The organism is Pseudomonas sp. TTU2014-080ASC (genome assembly GCF_001446935.1).
Taxonomy (GTDB): Bacteria; Pseudomonadota; Gammaproteobacteria; order Pseudomonadales; family Pseudomonadaceae; genus Aquipseudomonas.
Genome location: NZ_LKKK01000012.1, coordinates 116,938 through 143,936, shown reverse-complemented (window position 1 = coordinate 143,936; position 26,999 = coordinate 116,938). Strand labels below are relative to the sequence as shown.

Annotated in this window: 26 protein-coding genes; 14 read left to right on the top strand and 12 right to left on the bottom strand. The window is 57.5% G+C overall.

The annotated features are described in order from the left end of the window. Window positions 1-7 precede the first annotated feature (7 nt). Window positions 8-718 (bottom strand): phosphoribosyltransferase family protein, encoded by a 711-nt coding sequence (locus AO726_RS15395; protein WP_446737431.1) that lies wholly within the window; start codon window positions 716-718, stop codon window positions 8-10. A gap of 195 nt (window positions 719-913) precedes the next feature. On the opposite strand from AO726_RS15395, the gene bioB reads away from it, so the two are divergent. From bioB to AO726_RS15350, 9 genes are all read left to right on the top strand, one after another. Beyond that, entirely contained in the window at window positions 914-1,969 is a 1,056-nt protein-coding gene (gene bioB, locus AO726_RS15390) for a biotin synthase BioB (protein ID WP_058068985.1), read from the top strand. A 48-nt stretch (window positions 1,970-2,017) separates the two neighbouring features. Then, window positions 2,018-3,199: an 8-amino-7-oxononanoate synthase gene (gene bioF, locus AO726_RS15385; RefSeq protein WP_058068984.1), complete on the top strand. Its 1,182-nt coding sequence runs from the start codon at window positions 2,018-2,020 to the stop codon at window positions 3,197-3,199. Continuing rightward, entirely contained in the window at window positions 3,192-3,923 is a 732-nt protein-coding gene (locus tag AO726_RS15380; protein WP_058068983.1) for an alpha/beta fold hydrolase, read from the top strand. Before bioF ends, AO726_RS15380 begins: the two co-directional genes overlap by 8 nt. Next, window positions 3,916-4,719 (top strand): malonyl-ACP O-methyltransferase BioC, encoded by an 804-nt coding sequence (gene bioC, locus AO726_RS15375; RefSeq protein ID WP_058068982.1) that lies wholly within the window; start codon window positions 3,916-3,918, stop codon window positions 4,717-4,719. The genes AO726_RS15380 and bioC overlap by 8 nt, the downstream gene beginning before the upstream one ends. 1 nt (window position 4,720) lies before the next feature. Then, window positions 4,721-5,410, top strand: a complete 690-nt coding sequence (gene bioD, locus AO726_RS15370) for a dethiobiotin synthase (protein ID WP_058068981.1) — start codon at window positions 4,721-4,723, stop codon at window positions 5,408-5,410. 96 nt (window positions 5,411-5,506) lie between these two features. Further along, entirely contained in the window at window positions 5,507-5,806 is a 300-nt protein-coding gene (locus AO726_RS15365; protein ID WP_058068980.1) for a hypothetical protein, read from the top strand. 59 nt (window positions 5,807-5,865) lie between these two features. Continuing rightward, window positions 5,866-6,576, top strand: coding sequence for a putative metalloprotease CJM1_0395 family protein (locus tag AO726_RS15360; protein WP_058068979.1), 711 nt, complete (start codon window positions 5,866-5,868; stop codon window positions 6,574-6,576). Between the two features lie 160 nt (window positions 6,577-6,736). Continuing rightward, window positions 6,737-8,542: a phenylacyl-CoA dehydrogenase gene (locus tag AO726_RS15355; RefSeq protein WP_058068978.1), complete on the top strand. Its 1,806-nt coding sequence runs from the start codon at window positions 6,737-6,739 to the stop codon at window positions 8,540-8,542. A gap of 204 nt (window positions 8,543-8,746) precedes the next feature. Continuing rightward, entirely contained in the window at window positions 8,747-10,525 is a 1,779-nt protein-coding gene (locus AO726_RS15350) for an acyl-CoA dehydrogenase C-terminal domain-containing protein (RefSeq protein ID WP_058068977.1), read from the top strand. Between the two features lie 81 nt (window positions 10,526-10,606). Here AO726_RS15350 and AO726_RS15345 read toward each other — a convergent pair whose 3' ends face one another. From AO726_RS15345 to AO726_RS15335, 3 genes are all read right to left on the bottom strand, one after another. Further along, window positions 10,607-11,263 (bottom strand): endonuclease, encoded by a 657-nt coding sequence (locus AO726_RS15345; protein WP_058068976.1) that lies wholly within the window; start codon window positions 11,261-11,263, stop codon window positions 10,607-10,609. A 393-nt stretch (window positions 11,264-11,656) separates the two neighbouring features. Beyond that, the gene (locus AO726_RS15340; RefSeq protein WP_058068975.1) at window positions 11,657-12,538 is read right to left on the bottom strand and encodes an alpha/beta hydrolase family protein; all 882 of its coding nucleotides are present in this window, start codon (window positions 12,536-12,538) and stop codon (window positions 11,657-11,659) included. After that, window positions 12,535-13,122: a TetR/AcrR family transcriptional regulator gene (locus AO726_RS15335; RefSeq protein WP_058068974.1), complete on the bottom strand. Its 588-nt coding sequence runs from the start codon at window positions 13,120-13,122 to the stop codon at window positions 12,535-12,537. The genes AO726_RS15340 and AO726_RS15335 overlap by 4 nt, the downstream gene beginning before the upstream one ends. A 187-nt stretch (window positions 13,123-13,309) precedes the next feature. On the opposite strand from AO726_RS15335, the gene AO726_RS15330 reads away from it, so the two are divergent. The 3 genes from AO726_RS15330 to AO726_RS15320 all read left to right on the top strand — a co-directional run bounded on the left by AO726_RS15330 (window position 13,310) and on the right by AO726_RS15320 (window position 17,078). Further along, window positions 13,310-13,906: a LemA family protein gene (locus AO726_RS15330; RefSeq protein ID WP_058068973.1), complete on the top strand. Its 597-nt coding sequence runs from the start codon at window positions 13,310-13,312 to the stop codon at window positions 13,904-13,906. A 13-nt stretch (window positions 13,907-13,919) separates the two neighbouring features. Then, window positions 13,920-15,824: a M48 family metallopeptidase gene (locus AO726_RS15325; protein ID WP_058068972.1), complete on the top strand. Its 1,905-nt coding sequence runs from the start codon at window positions 13,920-13,922 to the stop codon at window positions 15,822-15,824. 153 nt (window positions 15,825-15,977) lie between these two features. Next, window positions 15,978-17,078 (top strand): GGDEF domain-containing protein, encoded by a 1,101-nt coding sequence (locus tag AO726_RS15320; RefSeq protein WP_058068971.1) that lies wholly within the window; start codon window positions 15,978-15,980, stop codon window positions 17,076-17,078. Window positions 17,079-17,138: 60 nt separating this feature from the next. Here AO726_RS15320 and AO726_RS15315 read toward each other — a convergent pair whose 3' ends face one another. From AO726_RS15315 to AO726_RS15290, 7 genes are all read right to left on the bottom strand, one after another. Further along, a complete protein-coding gene (locus AO726_RS15315) occupies window positions 17,139-18,155 on the bottom strand; it encodes a DUF1254 domain-containing protein (protein WP_082629167.1) in 1,017 nt (338 codons plus the stop codon). 17 nt (window positions 18,156-18,172) lie between these two features. Continuing rightward, complete coding sequence (locus AO726_RS15310) at window positions 18,173-19,603, bottom strand: DUF1254 domain-containing protein (RefSeq protein ID WP_058068970.1); 1,431 nt, start codon at window positions 19,601-19,603, stop codon at window positions 18,173-18,175. Between the two features lie 45 nt (window positions 19,604-19,648). After that, on the bottom strand, window positions 19,649-20,404 hold the full coding sequence (locus AO726_RS15305) for a hypothetical protein (protein WP_082629156.1): 756 nt from the start codon (window positions 20,402-20,404) through the stop codon (window positions 19,649-19,651). A gap of 357 nt (window positions 20,405-20,761) precedes the next feature. Next, window positions 20,762-21,346, bottom strand: a complete 585-nt coding sequence (locus AO726_RS15300; RefSeq protein WP_206542520.1) for a transporter — start codon at window positions 21,344-21,346, stop codon at window positions 20,762-20,764. Beyond that, entirely contained in the window at window positions 21,343-21,540 is a 198-nt protein-coding gene (locus tag AO726_RS21340; RefSeq protein WP_206542519.1) for a hypothetical protein, read from the bottom strand. The genes AO726_RS15300 and AO726_RS21340 overlap by 4 nt, the downstream gene beginning before the upstream one ends. A 210-nt stretch (window positions 21,541-21,750) precedes the next feature. Then, window positions 21,751-23,862, bottom strand: a complete 2,112-nt coding sequence (locus AO726_RS15295) for a TonB-dependent receptor (RefSeq protein ID WP_058068969.1) — start codon at window positions 23,860-23,862, stop codon at window positions 21,751-21,753. 64 nt (window positions 23,863-23,926) lie between these two features. Then, window positions 23,927-24,184: a type B 50S ribosomal protein L31 gene (locus AO726_RS15290; protein ID WP_058068968.1), complete on the bottom strand. Its 258-nt coding sequence runs from the start codon at window positions 24,182-24,184 to the stop codon at window positions 23,927-23,929. Window positions 24,185-24,406: 222 nt separating this feature from the next. Between AO726_RS15290 and AO726_RS15285 the strand changes: the two genes are divergently transcribed. Continuing rightward, entirely contained in the window at window positions 24,407-25,471 is a 1,065-nt protein-coding gene (locus tag AO726_RS15285; protein ID WP_058068967.1) for an SMP-30/gluconolactonase/LRE family protein, read from the top strand. Between the two features lie 152 nt (window positions 25,472-25,623). Continuing rightward, window positions 25,624-25,947, top strand: coding sequence for a hypothetical protein (locus AO726_RS15280; RefSeq protein WP_152987302.1), 324 nt, complete (start codon window positions 25,624-25,626; stop codon window positions 25,945-25,947). Window positions 25,948-26,076: 129 nt separating this feature from the next. Here AO726_RS15280 and AO726_RS15275 read toward each other — a convergent pair whose 3' ends face one another. After that, window positions 26,077-26,994 (bottom strand): winged helix-turn-helix transcriptional regulator, encoded by a 918-nt coding sequence (locus AO726_RS15275; protein ID WP_058068965.1) that lies wholly within the window; start codon window positions 26,992-26,994, stop codon window positions 26,077-26,079. Window positions 26,995-26,999 lie beyond the last annotated feature (5 nt).

The following is a 26,999-nucleotide window of genomic DNA, read 5'->3' as shown; positions in this document are numbered from 1 at the left end:
TTCCCGCTCATTCGCCCGGACGCGGCGTGCGCGCCAGGCAGTACACATCCACCTGTGCAGCTCCGGCACGCTTGAGCAAACGGGCGAGCATTTCGGCTGTCGCTCCGGTGGTTAGTACGTCATCCACCAGCGCGATATGGCGGTTTTTGACCTCAGCATTTGTCATCAGCTGAAAGGCGCTGCGCAGGTTGCGTCGACGTGTTTTGGCGTCTAGCTGTTGCTGGGCTGGCGTATCAATCTGACGGATCAGCCAGCGCTTTTGCACAGGCACCTCCAGCGCTGTGCTGAGCCACTGGCAAATCAATTCAGCCTGATTGAACCCGCGTTGGCGCAGGCGCTTGCCCGCCAAAGGCACAGGTAGCAACAGGTCGGGTTTGCTTAGCCCGTCATTCATACCGTGCTGGATATGCTGGGCTAACAACTCAGCCAGCAGATGACCTAGCGGCAGCTTGCCTTGATGCTTAAAACGGGTGATCAGCGTGTCGACCGGGAATGCATAGCGCCAGGGCGCAATCACCCGGTCAAAGGCTGGCGGCCGTTTCAGGCAACTGCCGCAAACCAGTCCGTCCACCGGCAGCGGCAAGGCACACGCGGCGCATTGCCCGCCGAGCCAGGGCAGCTCCAGCTCGCACGCGGTGCAGATGCCGCTAATGCTGTGTTCGCTGTGCTCATCGCAGAGCAGGCAGTGGTTAGCGGGTTTGAGCCAGGCAGGCAGCAGAAGGCGCTGAAACATAACGTGCTCGTCCATGAGCAGGAGAAAGCATTGAGATTGATCAGTATTTGATCATTAGTAAACCTGAATTAAAAACATGGTTGACAGCTTGTGATCTGTATCTATGATTTGCCTGGCCTGATGACCGGCTTTGCCGACTGAACCACAGAACAACATGCGCCACTGAGCAAGGACACAACCATGAGTGCCACTGCAGTCTCTTCCACTCGCCACGACTGGACCCTCGCCGAGGTCAAGGCGCTCTTCGAACAACCGTTCAATGACCTGCTGTTTCAAGCGCAGACCGTGCATCGCGCCCATTTCGATCCGAACCGCGTTCAGGTTTCTACCTTGCTCTCGATCAAAACCGGCGCCTGCCCGGAAGACTGCAAATACTGTCCCCAATCCGGCCACTACAACACCGGTTTGGATAAGCAGAAGTTGATGGAAGTGCAGAAGGTGCTGGAGGCCGCAGCGGAAGCCAAGGCGATCGGTTCCACCCGTTTCTGCATGGGCGCGGCGTGGAAGCACCCGTCGGCCAAAGACATGCCTTACGTGCTGAAAATGGTTGAAGGCGTGAAGGCGCTCGGTCTGGAAACCTGCATGACCCTGGGCAAGCTCGACCGCGAGCAGACCCAGGCGCTGGCAGCAGCCGGGTTGGATTACTACAACCATAACCTGGACACCTCGCCGGAGTTCTACGGCAACATCATCACCACCCGCACCTATGCGGATCGCCTGGAAACCCTGGCCTATGTACGTGAGTCCGGGATGAAGATCTGCTCCGGCGGCATCCTTGGTATGGGCGAGTCGCTGGACGACCGCGCCGGTCTGCTGATCCAGCTGGCTAACCTGCCGGAGCACCCGGAGTCGGTACCGATCAACATGCTGGTGAAAGTGCAGGGCACACCGCTGGCGGAAGAGAAGGATGTCGATCCGTTCGACTTTATCCGCATGCTGGCCGTGGCCCGCATCATGATGCCGAAATCTCACGTACGCCTGTCCGCAGGCCGCGAGGCGATGAACGAGCAGATGCAGGCGTTGGCGTTCTTTGCCGGTGCCAACTCGATCTTCTACGGCGAGAAGCTGCTCACCACTACCAACCCGCAAGCGACCAAGGACATGGAGTTGTTTGCACGCCTGGGCATCAAGCCGGAAGAGCGCGAAGAGCACGGCGACGAGGTACATCAGGCGGCCATCGAGCAAGCCCTGATCGAGCAGCGCGACTCCAAGCTGTTCTACAACGCTGCCGTTTAATCTCCCGGCGGGTGCTTAGTCACCCGCTACTGCCCGGCAGGTTTTTCTATGAGTTTTGATCTCGCCAGCCGTCTTTCCGAACGACGCGCCGCCCAGCTGTATCGCCAGCGCCCGCTGCTGCAAAGCCCGCAGGGTCCGAGCGTGCAGGTGGACGGGCGCGAGCTGCTGGCGTTTTGTTCCAACGATTACCTTGGCTTGGCCAATCATCCACAAGTGATCGAAGCCTGGCAGGCTGGCGCAGCGCGCTGGGGTGTCGGCGGTGGTGCGTCCCATCTGGTGATTGGCCACAGCACACCGCACCACGAGCTTGAAGAGGCGCTGGCCGAGTTCACAGGCCGGCCCAAGGCGCTGCTGTTTTCCACCGGTTACATGGCCAACATTGGCGTAGTCACGGCGCTGGTCGGGCAGGGCGATACGGTGCTGGAAGATCGTCTCAATCACGCCTCGCTGCTGGATGCGGGTCTGCTCAGCGGTGCGCGCTTTGCCCGCTATCAGCACAACGATATCGACAGCCTTAACCTGCGCCTGCAAAAGGCTGCCGGAAATACCCTGGTGATCAGCGATGGCGTGTTCAGCATGGACGGCGATCTGGCTGACTTGCCTGCCCTGTGCGCCGAAGCCAAGCGCGCCGATGCCTGGGTGATGGTGGACGATGCTCACGGCTTCGGCACGTTGGGTGCGACCGGCGGCGGTATCGTCGAACACTTCGGCCTGCAGCAGGATGATGTGCAGGTGTTGGTCGGCACGCTGGGCAAAGCATTCGGCACCGCTGGTGCGTTTGTGGCCGGCAGTGAAGAACTGATCGAAGCCATGGTGCAGTTCGCCCGGCCCTATATCTACACCACCAGCCAACCGCCTGCGCTGGCCTGCGCTACCCTGAAAAGTCTCGAGCTGCTGCGTACTGAGCATTGGCGGCGCGAGCATCTGAGCGAGCTGATCCGCCGCTTCCGCGAGGGGGCAACGGCGCTGGGGCTGGAGCTGATGGACAGCCCGACACCGATCCAGCCGATTTTGGTCGGCGATAGTGGCCGTGCCCTTCGCTTGTCACAAATGCTGCGCGAGCGTGGCTTGCTGGTGACGGCGATTCGTCCGCCAACCGTTCCGGCTGGCACCGCCCGGCTACGGGTGACGCTCTCGGCGGCGCACAGTTTTGAGCAGTTAGATCGCTTGCTGGAGGCACTCGGCGAGTGTTGCCCACAGCTGGCTAATGAGGATGCTACCCATGCGTAATCGCCTGATTCTGCTGCCCGGCTGGGGCTTGGGGACTGCGCCTTTGCAACCGTTAGCGGATGCCTTGAGCGGGATTGATCCGCATCTGCTGGTGCAGGTTGAGCCGCTGCCAGCGTTGACTTCATCGGATCCGGCCGACTGGCTGGATGAGCTGGACGCCACCCTGCCGGAAGATGCCTGGCTGGGCGGCTGGTCCCTTGGTGGCATGCTTGCCGCTGCATTGGCTGAGCGTCGTGGTGGAGGCTGCCCCGGCTTGCTGACGCTGGCCAGCAACCTGAGTTTTGTTGCCGAACCGGACTGGCCGACGGCGATGCCCGGTGAAACCTTTGATGCCTTTATGCAGAACTGCTCGGCTGATGCCCAGGCAACCCTGAAGCGCTTTGCCTTGCTCTGCGCACAGGGCGCTGCAGATGCACGCAGCTTGTCGCGGCAACTGCTGGCCAGTGCGCCGACCGTGCAGGCAGACATTCTGCTGGCCGGGCTTGAAGTGCTGGCCGCATTGGATACCCGCATGGCCGTTGAACAGTTTGTCGGCCCGCAATTGCACCTGTTTGCCGGTAACGATGCGCTGGTCCCTGCCGATGCCGCGCAGGCCTTGCTGGCGCTGGTTGGCGATGTGAAAGTCGGCCTGATCGAAGAGGTCAGCCACGCTTTTATTCTGGAGCGTCCCCACGAAATCGCCGCTGCGATTCAGGCTTTTTTGCATGAGGCCCGCGATGACTGATCTGGCTCAGCAACAATTCGTCGGCCTGCCCGACAAGCGTCAGGTCGCCGCTTCGTTCTCCCGCGCTGCGACCACCTATGACAGCGTTGCTGCACTACAGCGTACGGTGGGCGAACGCCTGCTGAGCCTGTTGCCTTCCTTAGATGTGCAGCGCTGGCTTGATCTGGGCTGCGGCACCGGGCATTTCAGTCGGGCGCTGGCACAGCGCTATGCGGCGGCTGAAGGCGTGGCGCTGGATATAGCTGAAGGCATGTTGCAACACGCCCGTCCACTGGGCGGTGCGCAGCAGTTTATTGCCGGGGATGCGGAAAACCTTCCCCTGCAGGACGCATCCTGCGATCTGATTTATTCCAGCCTGGCGCTGCAGTGGTGCGCGGACTTTCAGGCGGTTCTGGGCGAAGCGCGCCGCGTGCTGCGGCCGGGTGGCGTGTTTGCCTTCAGCAGCCTGTGTGTCGGCACATTGCAGGAGCTGCGTGACAGCTGGCAGGCGGTGGATGGTTTTGTCCACGTCAACCGTTTCCGTCACTTGAGCGATTATCAGCGCCTGTGCGCAGGCAGCGGTTTAACGCAGCTGAGTGTGCAGGTAGAACCTGAGTACCTGTTCTATCCTGATCTGCGCAGCCTGACCCATGAACTCAAGGCCCTTGGGGCTCACAACCTAAACCCCGGACGGCCGGGCGGGCTCACCGGGCGGGCGCGGATGCTGGCGCTGATCAATGCCTACGAACAGTTCCGCCAGCCCCAAGGCCTGCCTGTCACCTATCAAGTGCTCTACGGCGTATTACGTAAGGATTGAAATGAGCGCAGCGTTTTTTGTCACTGGCACAGACACCGAAATCGGTAAAACCACCATCGCAGTCGGGCTTTTGCATGCTGCCCACAAGCAGGGTTTATCCACCGCTGCGGCAAAGCCGGTGGCATCGGGCTGTGAACCAACCGCTAACGGTTTGCGTAATGAGGATGCCATGGCGCTGTTAGGCCAGTGTTCTCTGGAGTTGAGTTACGACGAGATCAACCCGGTGGCCTTTGCCCCGGCCATTGCGCCGCATCTGGCAGCCAGAGAGGTCGGTGTGCAGCTGAATGTCGCTTCACTGCTGTCTCCTGTTCAGGCAGTGCTGAGCAAAAATGCTGACTTCACCATCGTCGAAGGTGCTGGTGGCTGGCGCGTACCGTTGGAGGGGCAGGAGACCCTGGCGGATCTGGCGATTGCTTTGAAGCTGCCAGTGATCATGGTGGTTGGTGTGCGCCTGGGTTGCATCAATCAGGCCTTGCTGACGGCAGAGGCCATTCAGCGTGATGGGCTGGTGCTGGCTGGCTGGGTCGCCAATGTGGTTGACCCGGAAACCTCGCGTATCAAAGAGAACCTGGCAACGCTGGCTGAGCGCTTGTCGGCGCCCTGTATTGGCTACCTGCCGCGCCTCGTCAGGCCGACTCCGGAAGATGTGTCCGGTTATCTGGATCTCAGCTTATTGCTGGATAAGGTCTAAGCTGAAATACATTGATAGCTTTTTGGTTGTACATTTTTCGTACAGCATCTGCTTCAATGAACCTTATCCATTTTTTGCTGCGGCGGGAGTTTAGTCATGGACATTTCGCGTAGTGCGTTCAGCTCGGCGATCAGCACCGTGCAAAGCGGGCAGCGGCGTGTCGATCAGGCGGCTGCCGAGATTGCCTCTCAGACGCTGCCGCAATCCCCGAGTGTCAATCCAACACCGCCGACTAACCCTGTCGAGTCCTCTTCCCGTGCGTCCGAGGCAAATCGTCCAGACCTGGCTGAGAGCCTGGTCGGTTTGCAGGAGGGGTTGCAGCAGGTGCAGGCGGGCAGCAAGGTTGCTAAGAGTGCGGATGAAGTCCTCGGTACGCTGATCGATACGCGTGCATGAGCTGATTAGTCAGATTTTCGTGTGGGGCTTCAACCCGTCTTCCGGGTGAGGGCGAGTCCATGCAGATAGCTGATGTTCCTGCCGGTTTCTACTCCTCAGTATGGTCCCGCTCTGACCAGCCTCGCCCTGCGTCTACTGCTCAGCCTCCTGCTACAGAGGCTGAGGCTGCCGACTCCTCCGCTAACACCGATGTGCAGTCCACCCAAGCGGTTACGCCTGCACAGGCTGCAGCTAAATCCACTGAGCTCGAACAAGCCGAACAGCTCGAACTGACCCGCATGATCAAGCGCGATCAGGAAGTTCGCCAGCACGAGCAGACACACTCAGCCATCGGCGGCCGTCACGCCGGAGCACCCAGTTACACCTACGAGCGTGGTCCGGACGGCAAACGCTACGCCGTCGCCGGTGAAGTGAGCATTGATGTCAGTGCTGTGCCCGATGATCCACAGGCCACGCTGATCAAGATGGAGCAGGTAATTCGTGCCGCGCTGGCTCCGGCTGAGCCTTCAGCGCAGGACCGACAGGTCGCCGCACAGGCTCAAATTCAGTTGGCCCAAGCCCGTGCAGAGGTGGCTCAACAGCGCCTTGATGAAGCTGAAGCGGTGCGTGCTGCACGCCGGGAACAGCGTGCAGACGATAAACAGGACGAAAGCGGGCAGACGAAATCGCCAGATGTTGCCGGTGCTGACACTCCAGCCAGCGTGCTTGAGCTGTATCAGCAGATTCGTGCAGGAGCAGATCAGCTTCCGCTTATCGACCTGAGCATTTGAGTGTGCTTGGCAATGCTTGACATCGACAGGGCATAAACGTATGTTTCAAACACCTGTTTGACTCGTCGATCATTTAGCGTGACGACTCGTCCAGACACCGAAAACAGTCGATTTCCCCTGTACCTATACATCCAAGAATCTACCGCAGAGGTCTACCGTCATGCCTGAGTACAAGGCTCCCTTGCGCGATATCCGTTTTGTTCGTGATGAACTGCTGGGCTATCCAGAGCATTATCAAAGCCTGCCGGGCTGTCAGGATGCGACGCCGGACGTGGTTGACGCCATTCTTGAAGAAGGCGCCAAGTTCTGTGAGCAAGTCATTGCTCCTCTCAACCGTGTAGGTGATCTGGAAGGCTGTAAGTGGTCGCCTGAAGGTGTGAAGACCCCGACTGGTTTTAAAGAAGCCTACGAGCAGTTTGTTGAAGGCGGCTGGCCAAGCCTGGCGCACGACGTTGACCACGGCGGTCAGGGTCTGCCTGAGTCCCTTGGCATCTGCATGAGCGAAATGATCGGCCAGGCCAACTGGTCCTGGGGTATGTACCCGGGCCTGTCCCATGGCGCGATGAACACTATTGCAGCTCACGGTACTGACGAACAGAAGCATCAGTACCTGAGCAAGCTGGTAACCGGTGAGTGGACCGGTACCATGTGCCTGACCGAGCCACATTGCGGTACTGACCTGGGCATGCTGCGCACCAAGGCTGAGCCGCAGGCTGATGGCAGCTACAAAGTTTCCGGCACCAAAATCTTCATCTCCGCCGGTGAGCACGACATGTCGGGCAATATTGTCCACATCGTTCTGGCCCGCCTGCCGGATGCGCCGCAAGGCACCAAAGGTATTTCCCTGTTTATCGTGCCGAAGTTCCTGCCGAATGCTGACGGCTCTGCCGGCGAGCGTAATGGTGTGTCCTGCGGTTCCATCGAACACAAGATGGGTATCCATGGTAACGCAACCTGCGTGATGAACTTTGACGGCGCCACAGGCTTCCTGATCGGCCCGCCGAACAAAGGTCTGAACTGCATGTTCACCTTCATGAACACTGCGCGCGTGGGTACTTCTCTGCAAGGTCTGGCTCACGCTGAGATCGGCTTCCAGGGCGGCCTGAAATACGCTCGTGAGCGTCTGCAGATGCGCTCCCTGACTGGCCCGAAAGCGCCGGACAAGCCAGCTGACCCGCTGATCGTTCACCCGGACGTTCGTCGTATGCTGCTGACCATGAAAGCGTTCGCTGAAGGCAGCCGTGCTCTGGTTTACTACGCAGCCAAGCAGGTCGACATCGTTCGCTACAGCCAGAACGAAGAAGAGAAGAAAGCCGCTGATGCGATGCTGGCTTTCCTGACCCCGATCGCTAAAGCCTTCATCACTGAAGTGGGCTTCGAAGCGGCTAACCACGGTGTTCAGATTTACGGTGGCCACGGCTTTATCGCTGAGTGGGGCATGGAGCAGAACGTGCGTGACGCCCGTATCTCCATGCTGTACGAAGGCACCACTGGTATCCAGGCGCTGGACCTGCTGGGCCGTAAGGTGCTGATGACTCAAGGCGAAGCGCTGAAAGGCTTCACCAAGATCGTGCACAAGTTCTGCCAGGCTAACGAAGGCAACGACAGCATCAAAGGTCTGGTCGGCCAACTGGCTGAGATCAACAAGGAGTGGGGCGACATCACCATGAAAGTGGGTATGGCCGCCATGAAGGATCGCGAAGAAGTGGGTGCCGCTTCCGTCGATTACCTGATGTACTCCGGTTATGCCTGCCTGGCTTACTTCTGGGCTGACATCGCCCGTCTGGCTGCTGAGAAACTGGCTGCTGGTACATCTGATGCTGCCTTCTACGAAGCTAAGATCCAGACTGCCAAGTTCTACTTCGCTCGTATCCTGCCACGTACCCGTGCGCACGTTGCAGCGATGCTGTCAGGTGCCAACAACCTGATGGACATGGCAGAAGAGAACTTCGACCTGGGCTACTGAGTTCAGGTTTGAGTCAGAAAAACCGCTGCTTTCGGGCAGCGGTTTTTTTATGGGCGGTGTTTTTTGACTGGCCGGTTCTGCCTATTTTTAAAGGCGAAACGTGTCGTGAATATATGGTCATAACCTGACGCTACGTGTCTGTAATGTTGTTCAGTTAGACTCGCTGCGTCCCGTTATTTTCGCTGGTTTGTGTGAGGATTTCCGATGGCTGACTACAAAGCTCCACTGCGCGACATGCGCTTCGTACTCAATGAAGTGTTTGAAGTTTCCAAGTTGTGGGCCCAGCTACCGGGCTTGGCTGAAGTGGTCGATGAAGACACGGCCAACGCAATCCTTGAAGAAGCTGGCAAGGTCACCGGCGGCGTAATCGCCCCGTTGAACCGTATGGGCGATGAAGAGGGCTGCAGCTGGAACAACGGCGTGGTCAAAACCCCGGCAGGTTTCCAGGATGCCTATAAGGCTTATTCCGAGGGTGGCTGGGTTGGCGTAGGCGGCGATCCGGCATTCGGCGGCATGGGCATGCCGAAAGTGATCTCCGCACAGGTTGAAGAAATGGTGAACTCCGCCAACCTGTCGTTCGGCCTGTACCCGATGCTGACTGCCGGTGCCTGCCTGTCGATCAATGCGCACGCCAGCGAAGAGTTGAAAGAGAAATACCTGCCGAATATGTATTCCGGTGTTTGGGCAGGCTCCATGTGCCTGACTGAACCGCACGCCGGTACTGATCTGGGCATCATCCGCACCAAGGCTGAGCCGCAGGCGGATGGCAGCTACAAAATCAGTGGCACCAAGATCTTTATCACCGGCGGTGAGCATGACCTGACCGAGAACATCATCCATCTGGTTTTGGCCAAACTGCCGGATGCACCGGCTGGCCCGAAAGGCATCTCGCTGTTCCTGGTGCCGAAGGTGCTGGTCAACGAAGACGGCTCGCTGGGCGAGAAGAACTCCCTGTCCTGCGGCTCCATCGAACACAAGATGGGTATCAAGGCTTCCGCGACCTGTGTGATGAATTTTGACGGCGCGACTGGCTGGATCGTCGATGCGCCGAACAAAGGCCTGGCGGCCATGTTCACCATGATGAACTACGAACGCCTGGGCGTTGGTATTCAGGGCCTGTCCTTGGGCGAGCGTTCCTATCAGAGTGCGATTGAATACGCCCGTGAGCGTATCCAGAGCCGTGCACCGACCGGTCCGGTTGCCAAAGACAAAGCGGCTGACCCGATCATCGTTCACCCTGATGTGCGTCGCATGCTGCTGACCATGAAGGCGCTGAACGAGGGCGGTCGTGCCTTCTCCAGCTACGTGGCCATGCAGCTGGATACCGCCAAGTACAGCGAAGACCCGGCAACCCGCAAGCGTGCTGAAGAACTGGTTGCGCTGCTGACGCCGGTGGCCAAGGCGTTCCTCACTGATATGGCGCTGGAAACCACTGTGCACGGTCAGCAGATTTTCGGCGGCCACGGTTATATCCGCGAATGGGGTCAGGAGCAGCTGGTGCGCGACTGCCGCATTACCCAGATTTACGAAGGCACTAACGGCATTCAGGCGCTGGACCTGGTGGGACGTAAGGTGATCGGCAGCGGTGGTGCTTACTACAAGCACTTCGCTGATGAGATCAAAGCTTTCACTGACAGCGCAGACGTCTCACTGGCTGAGTTTGTGAACCCGCTGAAGGATGCGATCGCCAATCTGGAGCAGATGACGGCTGATCTGATGGAGCGCGCCAAAGCCAATTCAAATGAGGCGGGGGCGGCTTCTGTCGAGTATCTGCAAGTCTTCGGTTACACCGCATACGCTTATATGTGGGCGCTGATGGCGCGTACCGCCTTGGCTAAGCAAGGCGAAGGCGACTTCTACGTGAGCAAACTGGGCACTGCCCGTTTCTTCTTTGCCCGTTTGCTGCCGCGTATCCACTCGCTGACTGCATCGGTAAAAGCCGGTAGTGAGAGCCTGTACCTGCTGGATGCTTCGCAGTTCTGATTGGTCAGGTAGAAACAAAAAACCCGGCAGATGCCGGGTTTTTTGTTTTGGCGTTTCGGGTTTTTAACCTGTCAGCCCCGATTATTCCTGAATCAGCTCACTGACCAGCGCCGGATTATCAATAAAACGATTGCGTGTGCCTTGGACTGCTTCGATTTTGTCGTTGCGCGTACGTTCTTCTGCGTCCGGCGGGTCCATCTCATGCCATTGTTTGTAGGAGGCGATGTCGCCCGGGATCGGCAGGTCGTACTCTACGTGCATGTAGAACAGGGCGCGGGCGACATTGCCTTTGGCGTCGTCGCGGGGTTCGATCATTTTGAAGCTGGTTTTCATCTCGCAGCCCAGCTCGGCAAAGCTGACCTGAGCACTGTCATCCAGTACACCGAATTGTGCGTTGGCCCGGGCTTGTTCGATCTGGCTCAAGGCCGGGTAATAGTTGTGCAGGTCTGAAGCCATGAACACATAACGCGGGTTCATGATGTTGCACTGGCGGTCGGTAACGCAACGCAGTGAGGCTTTCAGCTGTTTGGTGCTGTAAACCGGGCTGGCTTTTAGCTGGCTGGTGTCGGTGCTGAAGCTGCTTGAGCAGTAAAGCGTTTTGCCACCTTGCTCATAGACTTTGCTCCAGAGCAGTTGCGGTGTGGCTTTCGGATCGGAGAGTTGAGTCTGACCGTTTGCAACGGCAGACATGCTGATGCTGGCTGCCAGGCAGCCTACGGCGATAACGAGCGAGCGCATTGCTAACCCCAATGACTCCGTCGTCGGAGTCTGTTGTTTTTGTAGTTGACTGGCAGTCTAACAAGAGCCCTGCTACAAAATAAAGCCGAGCATGTGCTTGGTTTTTCCGTGTAAGCATTTGCCTACAAATAGTTAGGCGGTTACCGACTATTTGATAGTGTTCAATGTGGGTAATCTGTGTTCCATGGACGTCGCGCAGGAAGCGCTCTTAGCAACATGGAAACGTGGATTGCCGCCAGGATGGCGGTAGACCAAGGATGTTCAAAACAGTCTGCAAAGGCCCCGCAACGCGGGGTTTTCTTTTTTGGGCGCTCGCCCGGTTTATTACTATCAGCAAGCCTCTTGCACACGTCTGACCGCCTCAGGGCGTGAGGTGCGCGCTGGTTGTGTGAATCATGACTGAGCCGGTTTATTCAGCCCGGCAAACCACTCCAAGGCTTCGTCCCACAGCGTTTGTGAAGACGAGCGGAAATAACCCATATGACCGATATTACCGAGGCCTCGTGCGCCGTCGATGGTACGGGCTTCGTATGGGGCGTTGCGGTAGCCGGCCATAAAGGCGTCGCGGGACGCGGGTGGTGCCCACAGGTCATCTGTAGCGTTGATCGCCACAATCGGCGTGGTGACGCAGGCGAAACGCTCTGCCAGCTCCGGCATATCCGGATCTTCAAAGAAGTAACGCGGATGTCGGCACCATTTTTTCCAGTCGGTGTAGACCCCCATTGGCAGGTCTTCGCCCATGCCAAGTTTGCTCCAGGCCATGTAGCCTTTCATCCGGGTCAGCACTGGGGCGATTACGTGCCACAGAGTCAGCACGCGGATTTGTTCGCTCTTCGGCATCCAGCCATGCCAGCCAGCGCCGGTGCCAAAGGTATAGAAACCATTGACCTGTTGGTGATTGGGCAGCAAGCCGAAAGCATGCCCGCCAAAGGAGTGTCCCACCATATACAGAGGAAGCTGCGCATGGCTGTGCAGGTTAACCGCCGCCGCCAGGTCGAGGTTGGCCCAGTCCAGATAGCGCATGTCGAAGCCGCGCAGCGTTTCGGGTTTGGATTTTCCAATACCCCGGTAGTCCAGGGTCAGGGTGGTGAAACCCTGCTGCGCAGCGTACTCGGCGAAGCGTCGGTAAAAGCCTTGAGGGACTGCAGTAGCACCCGCAATCAGTAAGTGAGCTTGTGGCTGTGGCGCGTGATAAAGCGTGGCCGCCAGCGGATAGCCGTCGAGTGCCGGCAGTGACAATTCTTCGCTGCGAATAGTGAGGCGTTCAGTGCTCATGGCTGGGGTCCGTGTGAGGGATGTTGGGTGAGCTCAAACAGTGCGTCGATGGCGTTGCGTAATGGCGTGGTGGTGCCTGCCACCCGTGCTTGCAACAGGCCGCCTTCATAAAGCGAGACGAACAGGGCAGCGAGGTTGTCGGCCTGGGATTGGTTGTAGCCAAAGCGGTGCAGGTGCTCACTGAGCACACGGCGGATGCTGGTAAAGCAGCGTTGCAGGGCGTCGCGGATTTCCACGTCGTCAGGGCTGCTCTCCAGAGCGATGGTTGCCAGTGGGCAACCACGTTCGAAGCGGCTCTGTTCCAGCTGTTGGAGTGCTCCATCCAGCCACTTGCGCAGGGCCTTGAGTGGATCGGGCTGCTGGCTGAAAAGGCGACTGAAATGCTGATTGATCTGCGCACTTATGTCGTCGATGGCAGCGACGGCAAGCTCGGTTTTGCCACCTGGAAAGTGGTGATAAAGGCTGCCTTTGGGCGCTCCGGTCATTTCCAGGATTTCGCTCAGGCCAACGCCGTGAAGGCCTTTGCGTTGCAGGGAGTCGGCCATGGCGTGGATCAGTCGGGTGCGGGTCGGTAATGTGTCCATGGAGTATGTATAGACCGATCGGTCTAGTCGGCCAAGTGGCGTAATGGACATTGCCGCTGGGATTTCGGTCGGGCACCCGTGGGGTAAATCAGGTGGCAGGGGGGGGGGCACCGTTTATACAGAGGGTGACTGGCACGCAAATTCCGCTACTATCGGACTTTTCCCAGACAGGCAATAAGGGTTCTCTATGTCCGTTTCCACGATGATTTTCCTGGCTGTAGCCGCTGTGCTGGTTTTTTATGTAATCGGCATCTTCAACAACTTGGTGGCGCTGCGTAACCGCTATAAGAACGCCTTTGCCCAGATCGAGGTGCAGCTTAAGCGCCGCTACGATCTGATCCCTAACCTGGTGGAAACGGCCAAGGCGTACATGGCCCATGAGCGCGATACCCTGGAAGCGGTGATCGCTGCCCGTAATGCTGCGGTCAGCGGTCTCAAGGCGGCGGCTGCTCAGCCCGGCAGCGCCCAGGCGATTGCTCAGCTGAATCAGGCCGAGTCGATGCTGACCTCGGCCATGGGCCGCATGGCGGTGACGGTTGAGGCCTACCCGGACCTGAAAGCGTCAGCCAACATGCAGCAACTCAGTGAGGAACTGAGCAGCACAGAGAATAAGGTGGCGTTTGCCCGTCAGGCCTATAACGATGCAGTCATGGCCTACAACACCTACAAGCAGACATTCCCCCCGGTGCTGGTTGCGGGGACCTTTGGTCATGGTCCGGATGCCAGCTTGCTTGAATTTGCTGACAGTGCTGCGATTCAGGATGCACCTAAAGTCGCCTTCTGATTCGGGGTTGTGAATGAATTTCTTCGAACATCAGGCGCAGGCTCAGCGCAACAGCGGCCTCTTGCTGGTTTTGATGGTGTTGGCGGTGGTGAGTCTTATCGCTATCACCAGTTTGCTGTTGGGGATGATTTGGAATTTAAGGGACACCGGGCAGACTCAGTCACTGCCGGGTCATATGGATTGGTTACCCTCTTGGGAACTGATCGGCGTGGTTTCCCTGGCGATCATTACCGTTGTGCTGGGGGGCAGCCTGGGCAAGTGGGTTGAGCTGCGTAAAGGCGGTTCGGTCATTGCTGAGCGTCTGGGAGGGCGGTTGATTAACCTGTCGCCACAGAGTTTTGAAGAGCGCCGCTTGCTTAATGTGGTCGAAGAAATGGCTTTGGCTTCTGGTTCGCCGGTGCCGCCGGTGTACGTGCTGGACGATAGCAGTATCAATGCTTTTGCCGCAGGTCTGACGCCGCAGGATGCGGTGATTGGTGTGACTCAGGGGGCCATCAGCCACCTGAGTCGGGAGGAGCTGCAAGGCGTGATTGCCCACGAATTCAGCCATATCTTCCATGGCGACATGCGCCTGAACACACGACTTGTGGCGGTGCTAAACGGCATTCTGCTGATGGGGCTGATCGGCAGTTTGCTGGTGCGCAGCATTGGCAGAAGTCGCAGTAGTGGCCGCAATCGTTCCAAGGACAATTTAGTCGCCTTGCTGATGCTGACCGGCGTCACGCTGTGGGTCACCGGCGCGGCGGGAACCTTCTTTGGCAATCTGATTAAGGCGGCAGTTAGTCGTCAGCGTGAATACTTGGCCGATGCTTCGGCCGTGCAATTCACCCGCAACCCGCAGAGCATCGCCGGTGCGCTGAAAAAGATCGGTGGCAGTGCGCGCGGCTCGCAGCTGCACAGCGGATACGCTGCTGAGTTCAGCCATATGTTCTTCGCTGCCGGGGTCAGACAAACGCTGCTGGGCTTGCACGCGACACACCCTCCGTTGGAGAAGCGTATACGCCGCATCACTCCAGAGTGGGATGGAAGCTTTCCGCCTGTCACGGTAAATCCACCACTAACGCCTAAGTCTTGGGCGGCTGAAGAAGCTGCCTTTGCCGGGTTCAGGGCGCAGTCTGCGCTGGACGCTATCGATGCAGTTGGCGAGCCGACGCCGCAACACTTGGAGGTGGCGCAGCAAGTTTTGGAGCGGATTGATGTGGCGCTGAAAGAGGCTGCCCACCGTTGTATTGGGGCTCAGGCAATTGTGTTTGGCCTGTTGCTTGATCAGCGTCCGGAATACGCTCGCGCACAGCTGCAGTCATTGCAGGGCGTGTCGGCTGCCGAGGTGTTTGAGGAGTTACAAGGCCTTAAAAATGCGTTGCTGCGGTTGCCCTCAGGGCTTCGCCTGCCACTGCTGGATCTTAGTTTGCCGGCACTTAAACTGATGAGCCGTGAACAGTACGCGGCGTTTAAGGAGTCTGTTAAAAGCCTGATCATTGCGGATGGTCGGGTCGCGCTGAGTGAGTGGGCGTTGCTGCGGATTGTCGAGCGCAATGTTATGAATCAGCGCCAACCCTACAGTCGCTACCGGTTGTCGCAACTGGCGGATGAGGTGTCGATTGTGTTGACGCTGATGTCCCGTACCGGGGCTGCCACAGAGCAGGACGCGCAGCTGGCATTTGATAAAGGCTGTACAGAGGTCGGGCTGACCTCGTTGCGTATGCGTGCGGTAACCGAAACGTCGTTGCGGGCGCTCGAGCAGTCTTTGGAGCGCCTCTGTCAGCTCAAACCTCTACAGAAGCCGCGTCTGCTCAAAGCGTTGGTCCGTTGTATTGAGCATGACGGGCAGATTGAGCCGCTTGAGGCAGAGCTGTTCCGGGCTGTGGCTGATATTTTGGATTGCCCGATGCCGCCATTGCTGGCTGATTCACGCTGATTAGGCCTTTGTCTAGTACGGATATACCTATACTCAGTCTGATGGCAGAATGATGTTTGTTATTTTGTTCAATTGTCAGACATTATGTTCGCCATTAACTAAGCTCACAGGCGTTGGGCTGCGTTACAGGCTATAGGTGATCAGGGTTACAGCATGATTCGAAAGGGACGCACGCATGCTTCTTCTCCAGACTCTCCTGCACTAAGAGAGCTTCAAGACGAAGGACAGCGGTCAGTTATACGGATAATTTTTGCCGTTACCGGTCTTGTGCTGGGTTGCTTTTGCGTTATGCAAATGGCTGCCGGTAATTTCCTGTTTGCCGGATTTGAGTTGGTCTGTACGGTTGGTCTGTTATACGCCGCCTGGCGTGTGGATACGGTGCGCAATCTACAGCTGTGGATTTACGGCTACATTTTCAGCACCGTAGCTTTTCTGATTTACATCATCGTGATGCCTGGTGCCTCGACTACTGCCTTCGTCTGGGGGTATATCGTGCCGGTGCTCAGCTATCTGCTGGTAGGGCGGCTCAAGGGCGCCCTGATCACCATTGCTTATACGGCTCTGGCGGCTTTTTTATACTTACGCAAACGCGAAGTCTCACTGACGCCCTCCGACATGATCGACTTGGGTAACGCCATTGGTTGTGTGGTGATGGTGATGCTATTTGTGCACCTGTTTGAGTCGCGCCGGGCGGCTGCTCACCATCGTTTGCAGTTGATGGCCCGCACTGATGGGCTCACTGGCGTGGCAACCCGTGGCAGCTTTCAGCAGTATCTGGATCAATGCATCCTTGAGTCTGTACGCTCGCAAAACCGCTTTGTTCTGGTCATTCTTGATATCGACCATTTCAAGGAAGTTAATGACCGCTGGGGACATGATGCCGGTGATCAGGCCCTGCGCCATATATGTGATGTGCTTGGTCAGCGTTTACGCAATTCAGACACCCTGGGGCGTTTGGGGGGGGAGGAGTTTGGCTTGTTGTTGCGCAATACCGATCGCTTCAGTGCCGAGCCGCTGATTGAGTACCTGCGCGAACACTTGTGCCGTAATCCGCTTAATTATCGCGGTCATGAGATTCCCTTATCGGCGACGTTCGGTATGGCTGAGTGGCCACTGGATGGCGAGTCATCAGAGGCGCTGTACCGTCAGGCAGACAGGCGCCTGTATCGCGGTAAGGAGGCTGGGCGTAATCAGCTGATCAGCGAGGATGTGCCACTGAATCAGTCAATTGCGCAGGAAGGCGGGGTGGCCTGAGGCGAATTCTTCGTTTGGTGAAGGCCTGCGGAGTACAGAGCTGTACTCCGCAGGTGTCGTTTATTGCACCGGCTTGGCTTCCGGGAATTTCCAGCTGCCATCGAGAATGGACGCTTGCGGACGGTACAGGCGGACCATGTAGTTCCAACCGTCTACGATTGGCAGGCAGTTAACGACCTTGCCGTCACATCCCCCAAACTGCACCTTCACGCTGCCATCATTCGCCGCCTTGGCGGTCATGTTATTTAGCGTGTAGGCATTTTGCGCATTGGGTGTGTAGTAACCGTCCTTGTTATACACACTGATCGACCAGAAGCCATCGACCGGTACATCTTTGACCGTCATGGTGTAAACGGTTTTGCCGTCGTTTTTCGCGGGCGTCACGTTAAGGTAGGTGGCCTCTTTCTGTGGGTTACCGCCCCATGCTGTCGCTGAGCCGATCAGGTGACGGATTGGTTTGATCTCATCCTTATTGCCGAACATGTCGTTGGTGTTAGGCAGTGCAGCACCGAGTGCCAGAAGCTGGTCACGTACGGCTTTCTGGCTGGCCAGATCCCAGTTTGGGAACTCCAGCTTACCAATGCCATTTTCCTGCTTAACGATGATCTGGTCCTGCAGCATGTTGGCTGCTTTCATGTCTTTTGGATCGGCCGGATTGGCCAAAATACGCACGGCCAGCACTACGTAGCGGGTGCCTACATTTTCTTTGGTGAAGGTGTAGTCGCCGGCGTCATAGATCACCCGGGGTGTCAGGTGATCCTGGTTAATGACCTGCATGGACATGAAGCGCTTACCGGCATCCGGCAATGTGATTGTTACCGGACCGGCTTCCAGGTCAAACACCGCGCTGGAATACAGGGTGTCACGATTCAGGCGAATGACGGTCTGCTTGTCCAGCGGGGTCAGCTGACGGAAGTGGTTGAACTTGCCAAAGCCGTTGTCTTTGGCAATAGAGGCAAAATACAAGTCGCTTTCCGCACGCACAAAGTTATCAACCGTAACCTTGATTGCTTCCTGCGCTTGGACGACGCCTGCCAGTGCAAGCATGAGACTACCAGCAGTTACTGCATGAACCATTTTCATGGATGAAGTCCTTATTTGGTTTCTACCAGAGGGGGTTGTTTCCAGTCGCCGTTGAGCGCTTCTTCTTTCGGCCAGTAGAGGCGCAGCGTGGTCCAGAAGGGGCCTTTAGGTGCAGGCAGCCAGTTGCTTTCCTTGTCTTTACCCGGAGACTCATGTTGCAGATACAGAGTGATGCCGCCGTCTGCATCGCGCTTGAGGTCCGGCAGCATTGCCGAGTTGATCAGGTAGCGGTTGAGCGGGTTGGCAACCAGCAGGCTGGAGGGCAGTTCGTACATGGTCAGCGACCAGAACGAATTCACTGGCGGTAATTGGCCAGGTGCAAAACGCAGTGTGTAGCGCTTTTTCGCGCCGTCCATGGGTTGGCCGTTGGCGTCAACGAAGTACGCCGGATATAGCGCTTCTTCCTTGGAGTTTCCGTAGATACCCAATACGGCAGAGGACATGCGCGCAAGGTAGTCGTTCTTGAGAAACTCGCGGGTACCAAAACCATCGGCTGCTGTGCGCTTGCCGCTGTCCAGCTCCTTAACTTTGAACTCGGCCAACGATTTCCACGCCTCAGCCATACCGGCGCTGATCGCCAGGCGGGTATCGGGATCCAGCTTTTCAGGCGCGAATGGCTTGCCGGGTTCAATGCCGATTTTGCTCAGGCGCGCGCGCAGATCAGCTTCGCTCGGGTGAGTCGGTGCGAATTGCAGGACGAAGTTGAGAACATTGAAGAACTCAAGCGAGGTACGCGATTCTTCAACTGTAGGTGGTTTGGGAAAGTCCAGCTTAGGGGCGGGGGCTGGAGGTTTTTCGCCCAGATAGGCGGAAAGTGGCTCCACTTTGTAGCCCGCCTGGATGGCTTTGACATTATCAATGTCGCCAGGTCCTTTGAGTTGGGTGCGGTAGAGCACGAATGCGAAGTCAGTCTCTGAGCGGATGACCTGTTTGATGCCGTCTGGCGTCGTACCACTCCAATGTGGGCCGGCCAGTAGGAACTTGCCCGCTTCATTGCCAGTTGCACGGCTGCCGACATAGGCGAAATTGAAGGTGTGCAGGTCGATGAACTGCAGCGAGTAGTAACGATCCTTCTCGACTTCCGGAACCGTCAGCACCAGCGGTTCGGCGCGCAGGTCAGCTCCCAGTTGGGAGTATGGCGTGTCGGAATTGGGGGTCTGGATGGCTTTGTCATCCGGGGTGAAGACCCGGCTGACGTTGTTTATCTGGTTCCACGGTGCTTTGAATTCAGCTCCGTTCTTGTCAACAAAATACGAATACTGGACGCGGTAGTTATCGACCAGCGGGAAGCCGTAAATGACTGCTTCTTTGGCGATGGCCTTGGTTTCTTCTGTCGTGATCTGTTGTGCGTTGCTGTAGGTGGGCCATACAAGGGACGCCATTACGGTCAGACCAAGTACTGCCGGCAAGCTCGCCGCCTTGTGTAAACCTCTTAGCTCCATGTCGATGCTCCTGCTTATTGACTGAGGGGGTAGGGCGGTGAGCGTTTAGAAACGCATCACGACACCAATAATTGGGCCTTTCTGAACCACGTCGTAAATAAAGCCGCCTTTGTCGTAGTCCACGCCAAAGGCGCGGTAACCGGCGACGGCGGACACGCTGTCGGTGAACTGGTAGCCAACGGTGGCGGCGACATCCCAATCCAGATCAGCTTCACCGGCGCCCACCAGGCCCCAGCCGCTGAGATAGATTTCAGGTGTCAGGGCATAGCGGCCACGCAGGCCAGTGACTACATCCACCCAGCTGTCACTGTCGTGAGCAGAACGCTCAGCGAGCAGGCCGCCTTTGAGATTGATATCGGTGCTGGCATGCCAGATGCGTGCGCCTGCAACCCAGTCCACCAGGGCCCGATCGGTTTCGACGATGGCGTAGCCTCCACCGAAGATGCCGGCGAAGGTTTCAGATTTGACGTTGATGTGATCCACCAAGATGCCCCGCGGGGTGTCGCCGCGGCTGGAAATCTTGGTGTAGATGATGTCGGAAAACAGGCTGAAGCGGCCTTTACGGGCTTCGGCAATGGCCATGAAGGAGAAGTCGAGGTCTTTCCAGATATCACTGAAGCTGGAGTCCACCTCTATTTTGTTGCGGTCAAACTGGCCGACATCACCGGAGATTCCTGCACCCCAAAAGTAAGGGCTGACTGTGAAGTGCCATTCGTCGTTCGAGCCTTCGGAGGCGTATGCCGGGCTTAGGTGAAGGGCTCCGGCAGCGATTGCCAGTGCGATCGCGGGGCGAAATTTCATGATGTCCTCCTGAGGGCTGCACGATGTAACGAGCACTACCAAATCCCTGGATTACGCTCAGTCGCTCGTCTGGATAAGGCGTTTTGATATGTGTTCTGGGCCTGTTATTTAAAACGGGATCAGTATGGGCCGACTCGATTTAAATCCGAGTTCAACTAAACGACCGCTGTAAGCATAGTCCGGGATTGCTAAAACGCCTGTCGGGATATGTGTGCAGGGTATTGAGTGGCAGTTGAATGTCGGAAATATATCGTCAGAGCAGAACATACATGCCAAGTGAATGTGGCATGTTCTGACCGCCTCACAAATTTGAAGTTTCAGGTTTTTTTTATATGCGCCGTTTTTAGTTATTAAGTGTTATTTGGGGAATAACAGTGTGACAGTTGTTCTTATTCCCCATTGCGGCCCGCCTTCGGGAGTCTCTGCGTAGTATTTCCCACCGAGTTGCAGGCTAAGCGCCTGTTTGCCAATAACCAGTACTTGCGAGACGCCAAGATTGATCGGCACCGTCCATTGCTCGGCCTGCCAGTTGTAGGTGGAGTCCACACTCAGCGCTACTGAGGTGCCATGGCCGAAGTTATAGGACGCAAAGGGTTGTAGCAGGCTACTGCTGACATCCTCACGGTTGTGGTCACCGGCGACCGACCAGATGTGGTTGGCCAGCGCGCCTAAGGTCCACGGGCCTTGCTGGGTCAGACCTACGGCAGTTGGGCCAAGGCCGAACTGCTCGCTGCCCAGGCGTTCATCGGTGGCCGTTGGCAGCAGTAATACCGGCCCGGCACCCCAGATCAGCCCTGAATCGCTCTTGGGTGAAAGAAAAAAGCTGGCTGTTGTATCGCCCAGGCCGGATACATCGCCACCCGGGAAATAATCGTGATAAGCCACCGGAACAATAGTTCGGGTTATCAGGTTCCATCGGTCATTCAATTCAAACGGAATCACCGGTTGAACATTGAGGGTAAGGCAAGGCCGTCATCATCCGGGCCTGCGTCAAAATCAAAGTTGGCCTGAAAAGGCACGCTGATCAGGTCAGAAACCGGATTGGCCAGTTGTTGTGAGAGTGAGTCTGCATCGGCGGCCCAAATGATTGGGCTGGATACCATAAGAATGGTCGTCAGCAGTTTATTGGCTTTCATGATCAACTAATCCGTATCGCTTAGGTTATGCAAGCTGGCTGTCAATCAGAGTAGTTGGTATTTAACTAAGTGCGACGTTTGATGACGAATGAGAGAGTTTTTGTCATGAAATGATTAATGGTCAGCAATAATTAACTTTTGCGGTAAATAATACGCCGCAACTTTGCGGGAAAGTTGCGGCGTATTGTGCAGCGCTTTAGCAGGTTTGGTTTAGAAGCTCAGGCGCATGCCCACGGTGAAATTGCGGCCCGGTTGCAGCACGTCATCCTTGATGAACGAGCTGTGGTTGCGTACGCGCTCATCCAGCAGGTTGTTGCCTTTGAGGAACAGCTGATAGTCGGTGTTTTCCAGTTTGCCGCTGTAGCTCAGACCAGCCCCGAGCATGTTGTAGCCGGAGGTTTCGGTCTCGTAGTTGGCGATGTTGTGCTGGTGCTGGGAGCGGTAGAACTCAACGTCGCCACTGATGGCATCGGTGAAGCGCTGATTAACCCGTACACCCAGGCGATCGGCCGGGATACGCGGCAGGTCGCCGCCACTTTTGAGCTTGCCGCGTACGTGGTCGCCAAATAGCGTGACGTCGGTCTGCTTGGTCAGGGCGTAGGTCACCGAGCCTTCGGCGCCGGTCAGCACCGCGTCACGCTGGCGGTACTCGATCTCACGATAGCCGCCGCCGACGTTATGGCCGGTGTCCGCAGCGTAGATGAAGTCTTTGACCTGGTTACGGTACAGGCTCAGGGCGAAGGTGGTGCGACCGCTGAACTTGCGCAAGGTCACTTCGGCGTTGGTCGAGGTTTCTTTATCCAGGTCGACATCGCCCAGTTCGACAGTTCGGGTGGCGGCGTGCGGACCATTGGCATACAGCTCTTCGGCAGTGGGCAGGCGTTGCGAGCGGGACAGGGAGAAGCCCAGCGAGTATTCCGGAGCAAAGGTCCACACCGCACCGGCAGAGGCGGAGGTGCCGTTGTGGCTGGTGTCTTTCGCGCCCTGGGCATCGATGTCCTGCCATTCATGGCGCAGACCCAGCTCGTAACGCCAGTCGCCGGTGGTGTATTCCTCAAGCAGGAACAGCGCATGGTTGCGGGTCAGGGTCGGCGGTACGTAGGCCTCTTCCCCACTGGCTTCAAAGTCGCGGCGCAGGGTTTGGCCGCCGAGCACACCGCGCCAGCCAAAGATCGGTGCGTGGGTCAGCTCCAGGCGTGCATCGGTGGCCTTGTTGTCAAAGCGTGTGCCGACTTCGCCGCCTTCGATTTCGTCATGGTTGTAGTCGCTGTGGCCGACACGCAGTTTGGCCAGTTCGAAGCCTGGCAGCGGGTCAATCAGCTCGCCGCGCAGGTCCCAGCGTTTCTGCTTCATCTTGATGTAGGGCGTACCGCCATGATCGTGGTCGTGTCCGGCATGGGCGTGGCCATGGTCGTGATCATCATGGCCGTGATCGTCGTGCCCATGCTCATCGTGATCGTCATGCTCGTCGTGGCCGCCATGGCCTTCATCGTGGCCCATGCAGTGCCAGTCACGCGGGCCGTGGGTGTGGCAGTCAGCATGCTGGTGAGCGAGCAGGCCGTATCTGAAGTTCTGTTCGCTGTAGGCCGCGCCGATGTAGCCGCGTTCGCCGATAAAGCTGGCACCCAGGCTGTAGCTGTCGTTGTCGTTGTACGAACCTGCCTGTTTGCTCGGCGAGCCGGGGATTTTGTATTCGTTGTCCTGGCGCTTGCTGCCTTCTGCACGGACCGCGAAGTTGCCGGTACCGGCAGTGATGCCGAACAGTCCGGCACCTTGGTTGGCCACTGAGTTGGCGCGCACTTCCAGGTCACCTTCGTAGCCTTTTTCCGGGATATAGGTCGGTACCTTTTTATCCAGGACGTTGACCACGCCGCCAATTGCACCTCCGCCATAAAGCAGAGTGGCCGGGCCTTTGAGCACTTCGATGCTCTCGGCAAACAGCGGGTCGCTGGTTACGGCGTGATCCGGGCTGATTGTTGAGGCGTCGCCTAAGTCGACACCGTCACTGAGGACTTTCACCCGCGCGCCGTCCAGGCCGCGAATAACCGGGCGGCTGGCTCCGGCACCAAAGCTGCTGGAGTGTACGCCGGGGAGACCGTTGAGGGTTTCGCCCAAGGTCGACTCGCGGCGTTTGACCAAGTCGTCACCCTGCAGCACTTCTGCGGGAGTGGTCATTTCATTGATTGAGCTGTTCAGAGCGCTGGCGCTGATGGTGGTGCTGTCCAGTTTCAGCGGCGAGTTGTTGTCCTCAGCCGCCAGGGCGGAGGCGCCTGGCAGCAGAGACAGGGCGACGGCGTAGGCAAGAGGGTGAAGGCGGTTCATGATGGATTCCGATGTTATATCGTTACAATATTGGTGCGTGCTAATGGCTGCCTGAGCAGTGCGTTCAGGCTTTACCGGCAAAGCCTGCAAAGCGCTTGTTAAATCCGGCGATGCGGCCTTCGGCTTTGGTCTGGCGTTGCTGGCCGGTGTAGATCGGGTGCGAGGCACTGGACACATCGAGGCTGATATAGGGATAGGTATTGCCGTCGGTGTGGGTAGCGGTTTTGTCTGTTTCGGCGGTAGAGCCAATCAGGAAGTAGGTGTTGGCAGAGGTGTCATGGAAAAGTACTGGGCGATAGTTTGGGTGAATTCCTGGTTTCATGAGTGCTTCCTTAGATAATGTTATAAAATAACATTATCCGTGCTGAGACCTTTTTATCAACCTGAAATTTCCGTTAGTCGTCTTCGTCTGCGCCTAAGGTTTCGGATGGGCGCGCGATGAAGTGCTGCCTAAGTCAGCGTTTTGGCGTGCAAGGATAGGGCTGCCCGCGCTGGTCACTGGTTAATCTCTTTAGCACATAACCAGACCAATAAGGATGTTGCCATGCGTACAGTGCTTGCGGTCCTGCTTGCTGCTTTTGCTTATCTTCTGTTGTGGCCGAGCTCATTTCGGCCTGTTGCCTGGACACCGCCGACGCCTCCGGCAGCGGAGGGTATATGGGCACCCAATCAGCGGATGAATGCCGCTATCAAAGAACAGAGCAATATCCCCGGCCCGGATACGGTTGTGCAGGACGCTGACGGTTGGCGTTACGCCGGTTTGGCGGATGGACGCATCGTGCGTTGGCGGGCCACACAGCCACTGGAGACCTTCGCAAAGGTGGATGGGCGTCCGGTTGGGCTGGCCTTTGGCCCGGACGGAAGTCTGTTCGCGGCAGATGAAGTGAAGGGCGTGGTGTGGAAAGTGACGCCGCAGAAAGAGGTTACGCAGGTGGTGAAGAGCACCGATGAACAGGCCTTCACCTTTGTGGACGATCTGGTGGTGGCTAAGGACGGGCGACTGTTCTTTACCGAAGCCTCCACCCGCTGGGCACTGCCGGATAACAAGCGGGCGATGCTGGAACACGGTGGTGATGGTGAGGTCTGGCTGCGCCATCGCGATGGCTCACTTGAGCGGGTCATGGAGGGACTGGAGTTTGCCAATGGCATCGTGCTTGCGCCGGATGAGTCCTACCTCCTGGTGGTCGAAACCGGGGCTTACCGCGTATCGCGTCTGTGGCTGGCGGGGGCGCGTAAAGGTGAGCGCGAGGTGCTGCTGGATAACCTGCCGGGTTTTCCGGGGGATATCTCGCTCGCGCCGGATGGCACGTATTGGCTGTCTTTGTTTACGCCGCGTAAAGCTCTGTTGGACCGGCTGGGGCCATATCCTTTTGTACGCAAGATCCTGTCCCGATTGCCGATGGGGTTGCTACCCAAGCCCGTGGCGTTTCCCTATGTATTGCGTATAGATGCGGAAGGTCGAGTGCTTGAGACCTTGCAGGCTTCGGCGGGTGCCGGTTTACCGAGTTTCAGCAGTGTGGTGCAGGTGGGAAATGAGTTGTTGCTGGGTACGCCGGGCGGTGTAGGGGAGATCGATTCGGATGGCGCATTTAGTTTGAGATTAAACTGATGGCATGATTACCGACTGTCGGCTAGCGCTCAAGAAGCCCGTTCTAGAGCCGATCAAGCAAGTATGGGCTGAACCTGGCTCATGGGTTTAGCCCTCTCGGTAGGCGTAATGGCCTACCAGCTTATTTGATCAAAGCCGCACGAGGGGGAGTCATGAAGAAGGCACGCTTTTCAAGCTGCTTGGCTGTCGTTATGGGGATTTCGTCGAGCTTCCTCTTGGTGGGAGCTACAGCTGCCGAAATCAGCGGTGTGATCCGTTTTACCGGCTCGATTGTGGAAGGCTCATGCGATGTCATTCCGGTACATGACAACGTTCAGGCCAACTGCCAGCGAAATGGCCAGGACGTGATCAGTCGCCACGCTTTAGAACTGGCGGCATCGGCTCCGCAGCCGCTGCCGGAGTCAATCGGAACCAGCCAGCTGAACTGGCTTGATGTTTCACGTAAGCAGGGCATCCTGCTGGTCAGCTACAACTGATAGCGATTGTGCTGCCCTGCAACGGGGTATGCGAGAAGGGCGGTGCAGCGGAGTCTGTAACGCCAGGGTTTAGCATTCAGGCTGCTGCAAGTGTTCGCCGCGGCCTTACATCTCCCTCCTTTGACCGTCTCAACAGTACTCAGTGTTGCAGGCTTTACAGATGTATTTGTGGTTCGCCCAGTTACCGCAGCTGATATGCAGCATGCGCCAGCCGTTTTCGCTGTGCTGCGCTGCTGGCAGCCATTGGCGGCCCCAGCCAGACATGGCAATGATGGCCGGATACAGTGCTGCGCCGCGTGGCAGCAAGCGGTAGCCGTCTTCTCGGCGGCTGGCCATGCTTGCCTGCTGCAGCAATTCCAGTCGACCGGACAGGATATTCGGGGCGATATCCAGAATGGATTGCAGGTCATTGAAGCGGCGCACGCCGAACAGTAGGGCACCGATGATCAAGCTGCTCCAGCGGTCGCGCAGCCATTCCTCGGCGCTGACGTCTTCCGGTAGCACGCTGCGTTCTTTGCTGGCCAGGGTATGGCGGGTGCGGCGGTAGCTTTGCAGGGGCGTGTGCTCCGGCAAGTCGTGGAAGAACAGTGGTTTTACGTTGTTAAGCGCCAGTGGCTCACTGCAGTGGCGGCACACCACCGCCAGTTGCAGTGCCTCATGGCAGTGGTGGCAGGTGACGGGCGCTGATTCCTGTTCGTGATTGTGTAGCCACTCGCGATTCCATTGATCAAGCAGCAGCAGCGTCGGGCGCAGAGCATCGCCCATGGGCGTCAGTGCGTATTCGTAGCGTGGCGGAAACTCGCAGTATTGCTGACGGGCCAGGCAGCCCTGTTCTTCAAGGCGGTTGAGGCGAGTGGACAGTGCCGCGCGGGAGATCTTCAGTGCTTCAGCCAGGCTGACAAACTTCTTTGGTGCATCGGCCACGGAGCGGACCAGTTTGAGGTTCCACGGGTCGCCGAGTATTTCCAGGACCGGATGCATGATGCTGGTGCGGATCAGGTACGCCTTTACCTGAAGGCTAGAGAAATCAATTTCACTGGCGTTCATCAGTT

Excerpts from the sequence above, each read along its gene's own strand:
- AO726_RS15285 (WP_058068967.1), top strand. The coding sequence starts at position 24,407 with ATGCGTACAGTGCTTGCGGTCCTGCTTGCTGCTTTTGCTTATCTTCTG.
- AO726_RS15310 (WP_058068970.1), bottom strand. The coding sequence starts at position 19,603 with ATGGAGCTAAGAGGTTTACACAAGGCGGCGAGCTTGCCGGCAGTACTT.
- AO726_RS15275 (WP_058068965.1), bottom strand. The coding sequence starts at position 26,994 with ATGAACGCCAGTGAAATTGATTTCTCTAGCCTTCAGGTAAAGGCGTAC.
- AO726_RS15330 (WP_058068973.1), top strand. The coding sequence starts at position 13,310 with ATGTCCGTTTCCACGATGATTTTCCTGGCTGTAGCCGCTGTGCTGGTT.
- AO726_RS15360 (WP_058068979.1), top strand. The coding sequence starts at position 5,866 with ATGCAGATAGCTGATGTTCCTGCCGGTTTCTACTCCTCAGTATGGTCC.
- AO726_RS15290 (WP_058068968.1), bottom strand. The coding sequence starts at position 24,184 with ATGAAACCAGGAATTCACCCAAACTATCGCCCAGTACTTTTCCATGAC.
- bioB (WP_058068985.1), top strand. The coding sequence starts at position 914 with ATGAGTGCCACTGCAGTCTCTTCCACTCGCCACGACTGGACCCTCGCC.
- AO726_RS15335 (WP_058068974.1), bottom strand. The coding sequence starts at position 13,122 with ATGGACACATTACCGACCCGCACCCGACTGATCCACGCCATGGCCGAC.
- AO726_RS15295 (WP_058068969.1), bottom strand. The coding sequence starts at position 23,862 with ATGAACCGCCTTCACCCTCTTGCCTACGCCGTCGCCCTGTCTCTGCTG.
- AO726_RS15305 (WP_082629156.1), bottom strand. The coding sequence starts at position 20,404 with ATGAAATTTCGCCCCGCGATCGCACTGGCAATCGCTGCCGGAGCCCTT.
- AO726_RS15315 (WP_082629167.1), bottom strand. The coding sequence starts at position 18,155 with ATGGTTCATGCAGTAACTGCTGGTAGTCTCATGCTTGCACTGGCAGGC.
- AO726_RS15355 (WP_058068978.1), top strand. The coding sequence starts at position 6,737 with ATGCCTGAGTACAAGGCTCCCTTGCGCGATATCCGTTTTGTTCGTGAT.
- AO726_RS15345 (WP_058068976.1), bottom strand. The coding sequence starts at position 11,263 with ATGCGCTCGCTCGTTATCGCCGTAGGCTGCCTGGCAGCCAGCATCAGC.
- AO726_RS15380 (WP_058068983.1), top strand. The coding sequence starts at position 3,192 with ATGCGTAATCGCCTGATTCTGCTGCCCGGCTGGGGCTTGGGGACTGCG.
- AO726_RS15365 (WP_058068980.1), top strand. The coding sequence starts at position 5,507 with ATGGACATTTCGCGTAGTGCGTTCAGCTCGGCGATCAGCACCGTGCAA.
- AO726_RS15340 (WP_058068975.1), bottom strand. The coding sequence starts at position 12,538 with ATGAGCACTGAACGCCTCACTATTCGCAGCGAAGAATTGTCACTGCCG.
- AO726_RS15325 (WP_058068972.1), top strand. The coding sequence starts at position 13,920 with ATGAATTTCTTCGAACATCAGGCGCAGGCTCAGCGCAACAGCGGCCTC.
- bioF (WP_058068984.1), top strand. The coding sequence starts at position 2,018 with ATGAGTTTTGATCTCGCCAGCCGTCTTTCCGAACGACGCGCCGCCCAG.
- bioC (WP_058068982.1), top strand. The coding sequence starts at position 3,916 with ATGACTGATCTGGCTCAGCAACAATTCGTCGGCCTGCCCGACAAGCGT.
- AO726_RS15280 (WP_152987302.1), top strand. The coding sequence starts at position 25,624 with ATGAAGAAGGCACGCTTTTCAAGCTGCTTGGCTGTCGTTATGGGGATT.
- AO726_RS21340 (WP_206542519.1), bottom strand. The coding sequence starts at position 21,540 with ATGAAAGCCAATAAACTGCTGACGACCATTCTTATGGTATCCAGCCCA.
- bioD (WP_058068981.1), top strand. The coding sequence starts at position 4,721 with ATGAGCGCAGCGTTTTTTGTCACTGGCACAGACACCGAAATCGGTAAA.
- AO726_RS15350 (WP_058068977.1), top strand. The coding sequence starts at position 8,747 with ATGGCTGACTACAAAGCTCCACTGCGCGACATGCGCTTCGTACTCAAT.
- AO726_RS15320 (WP_058068971.1), top strand. The coding sequence starts at position 15,978 with ATGATTCGAAAGGGACGCACGCATGCTTCTTCTCCAGACTCTCCTGCA.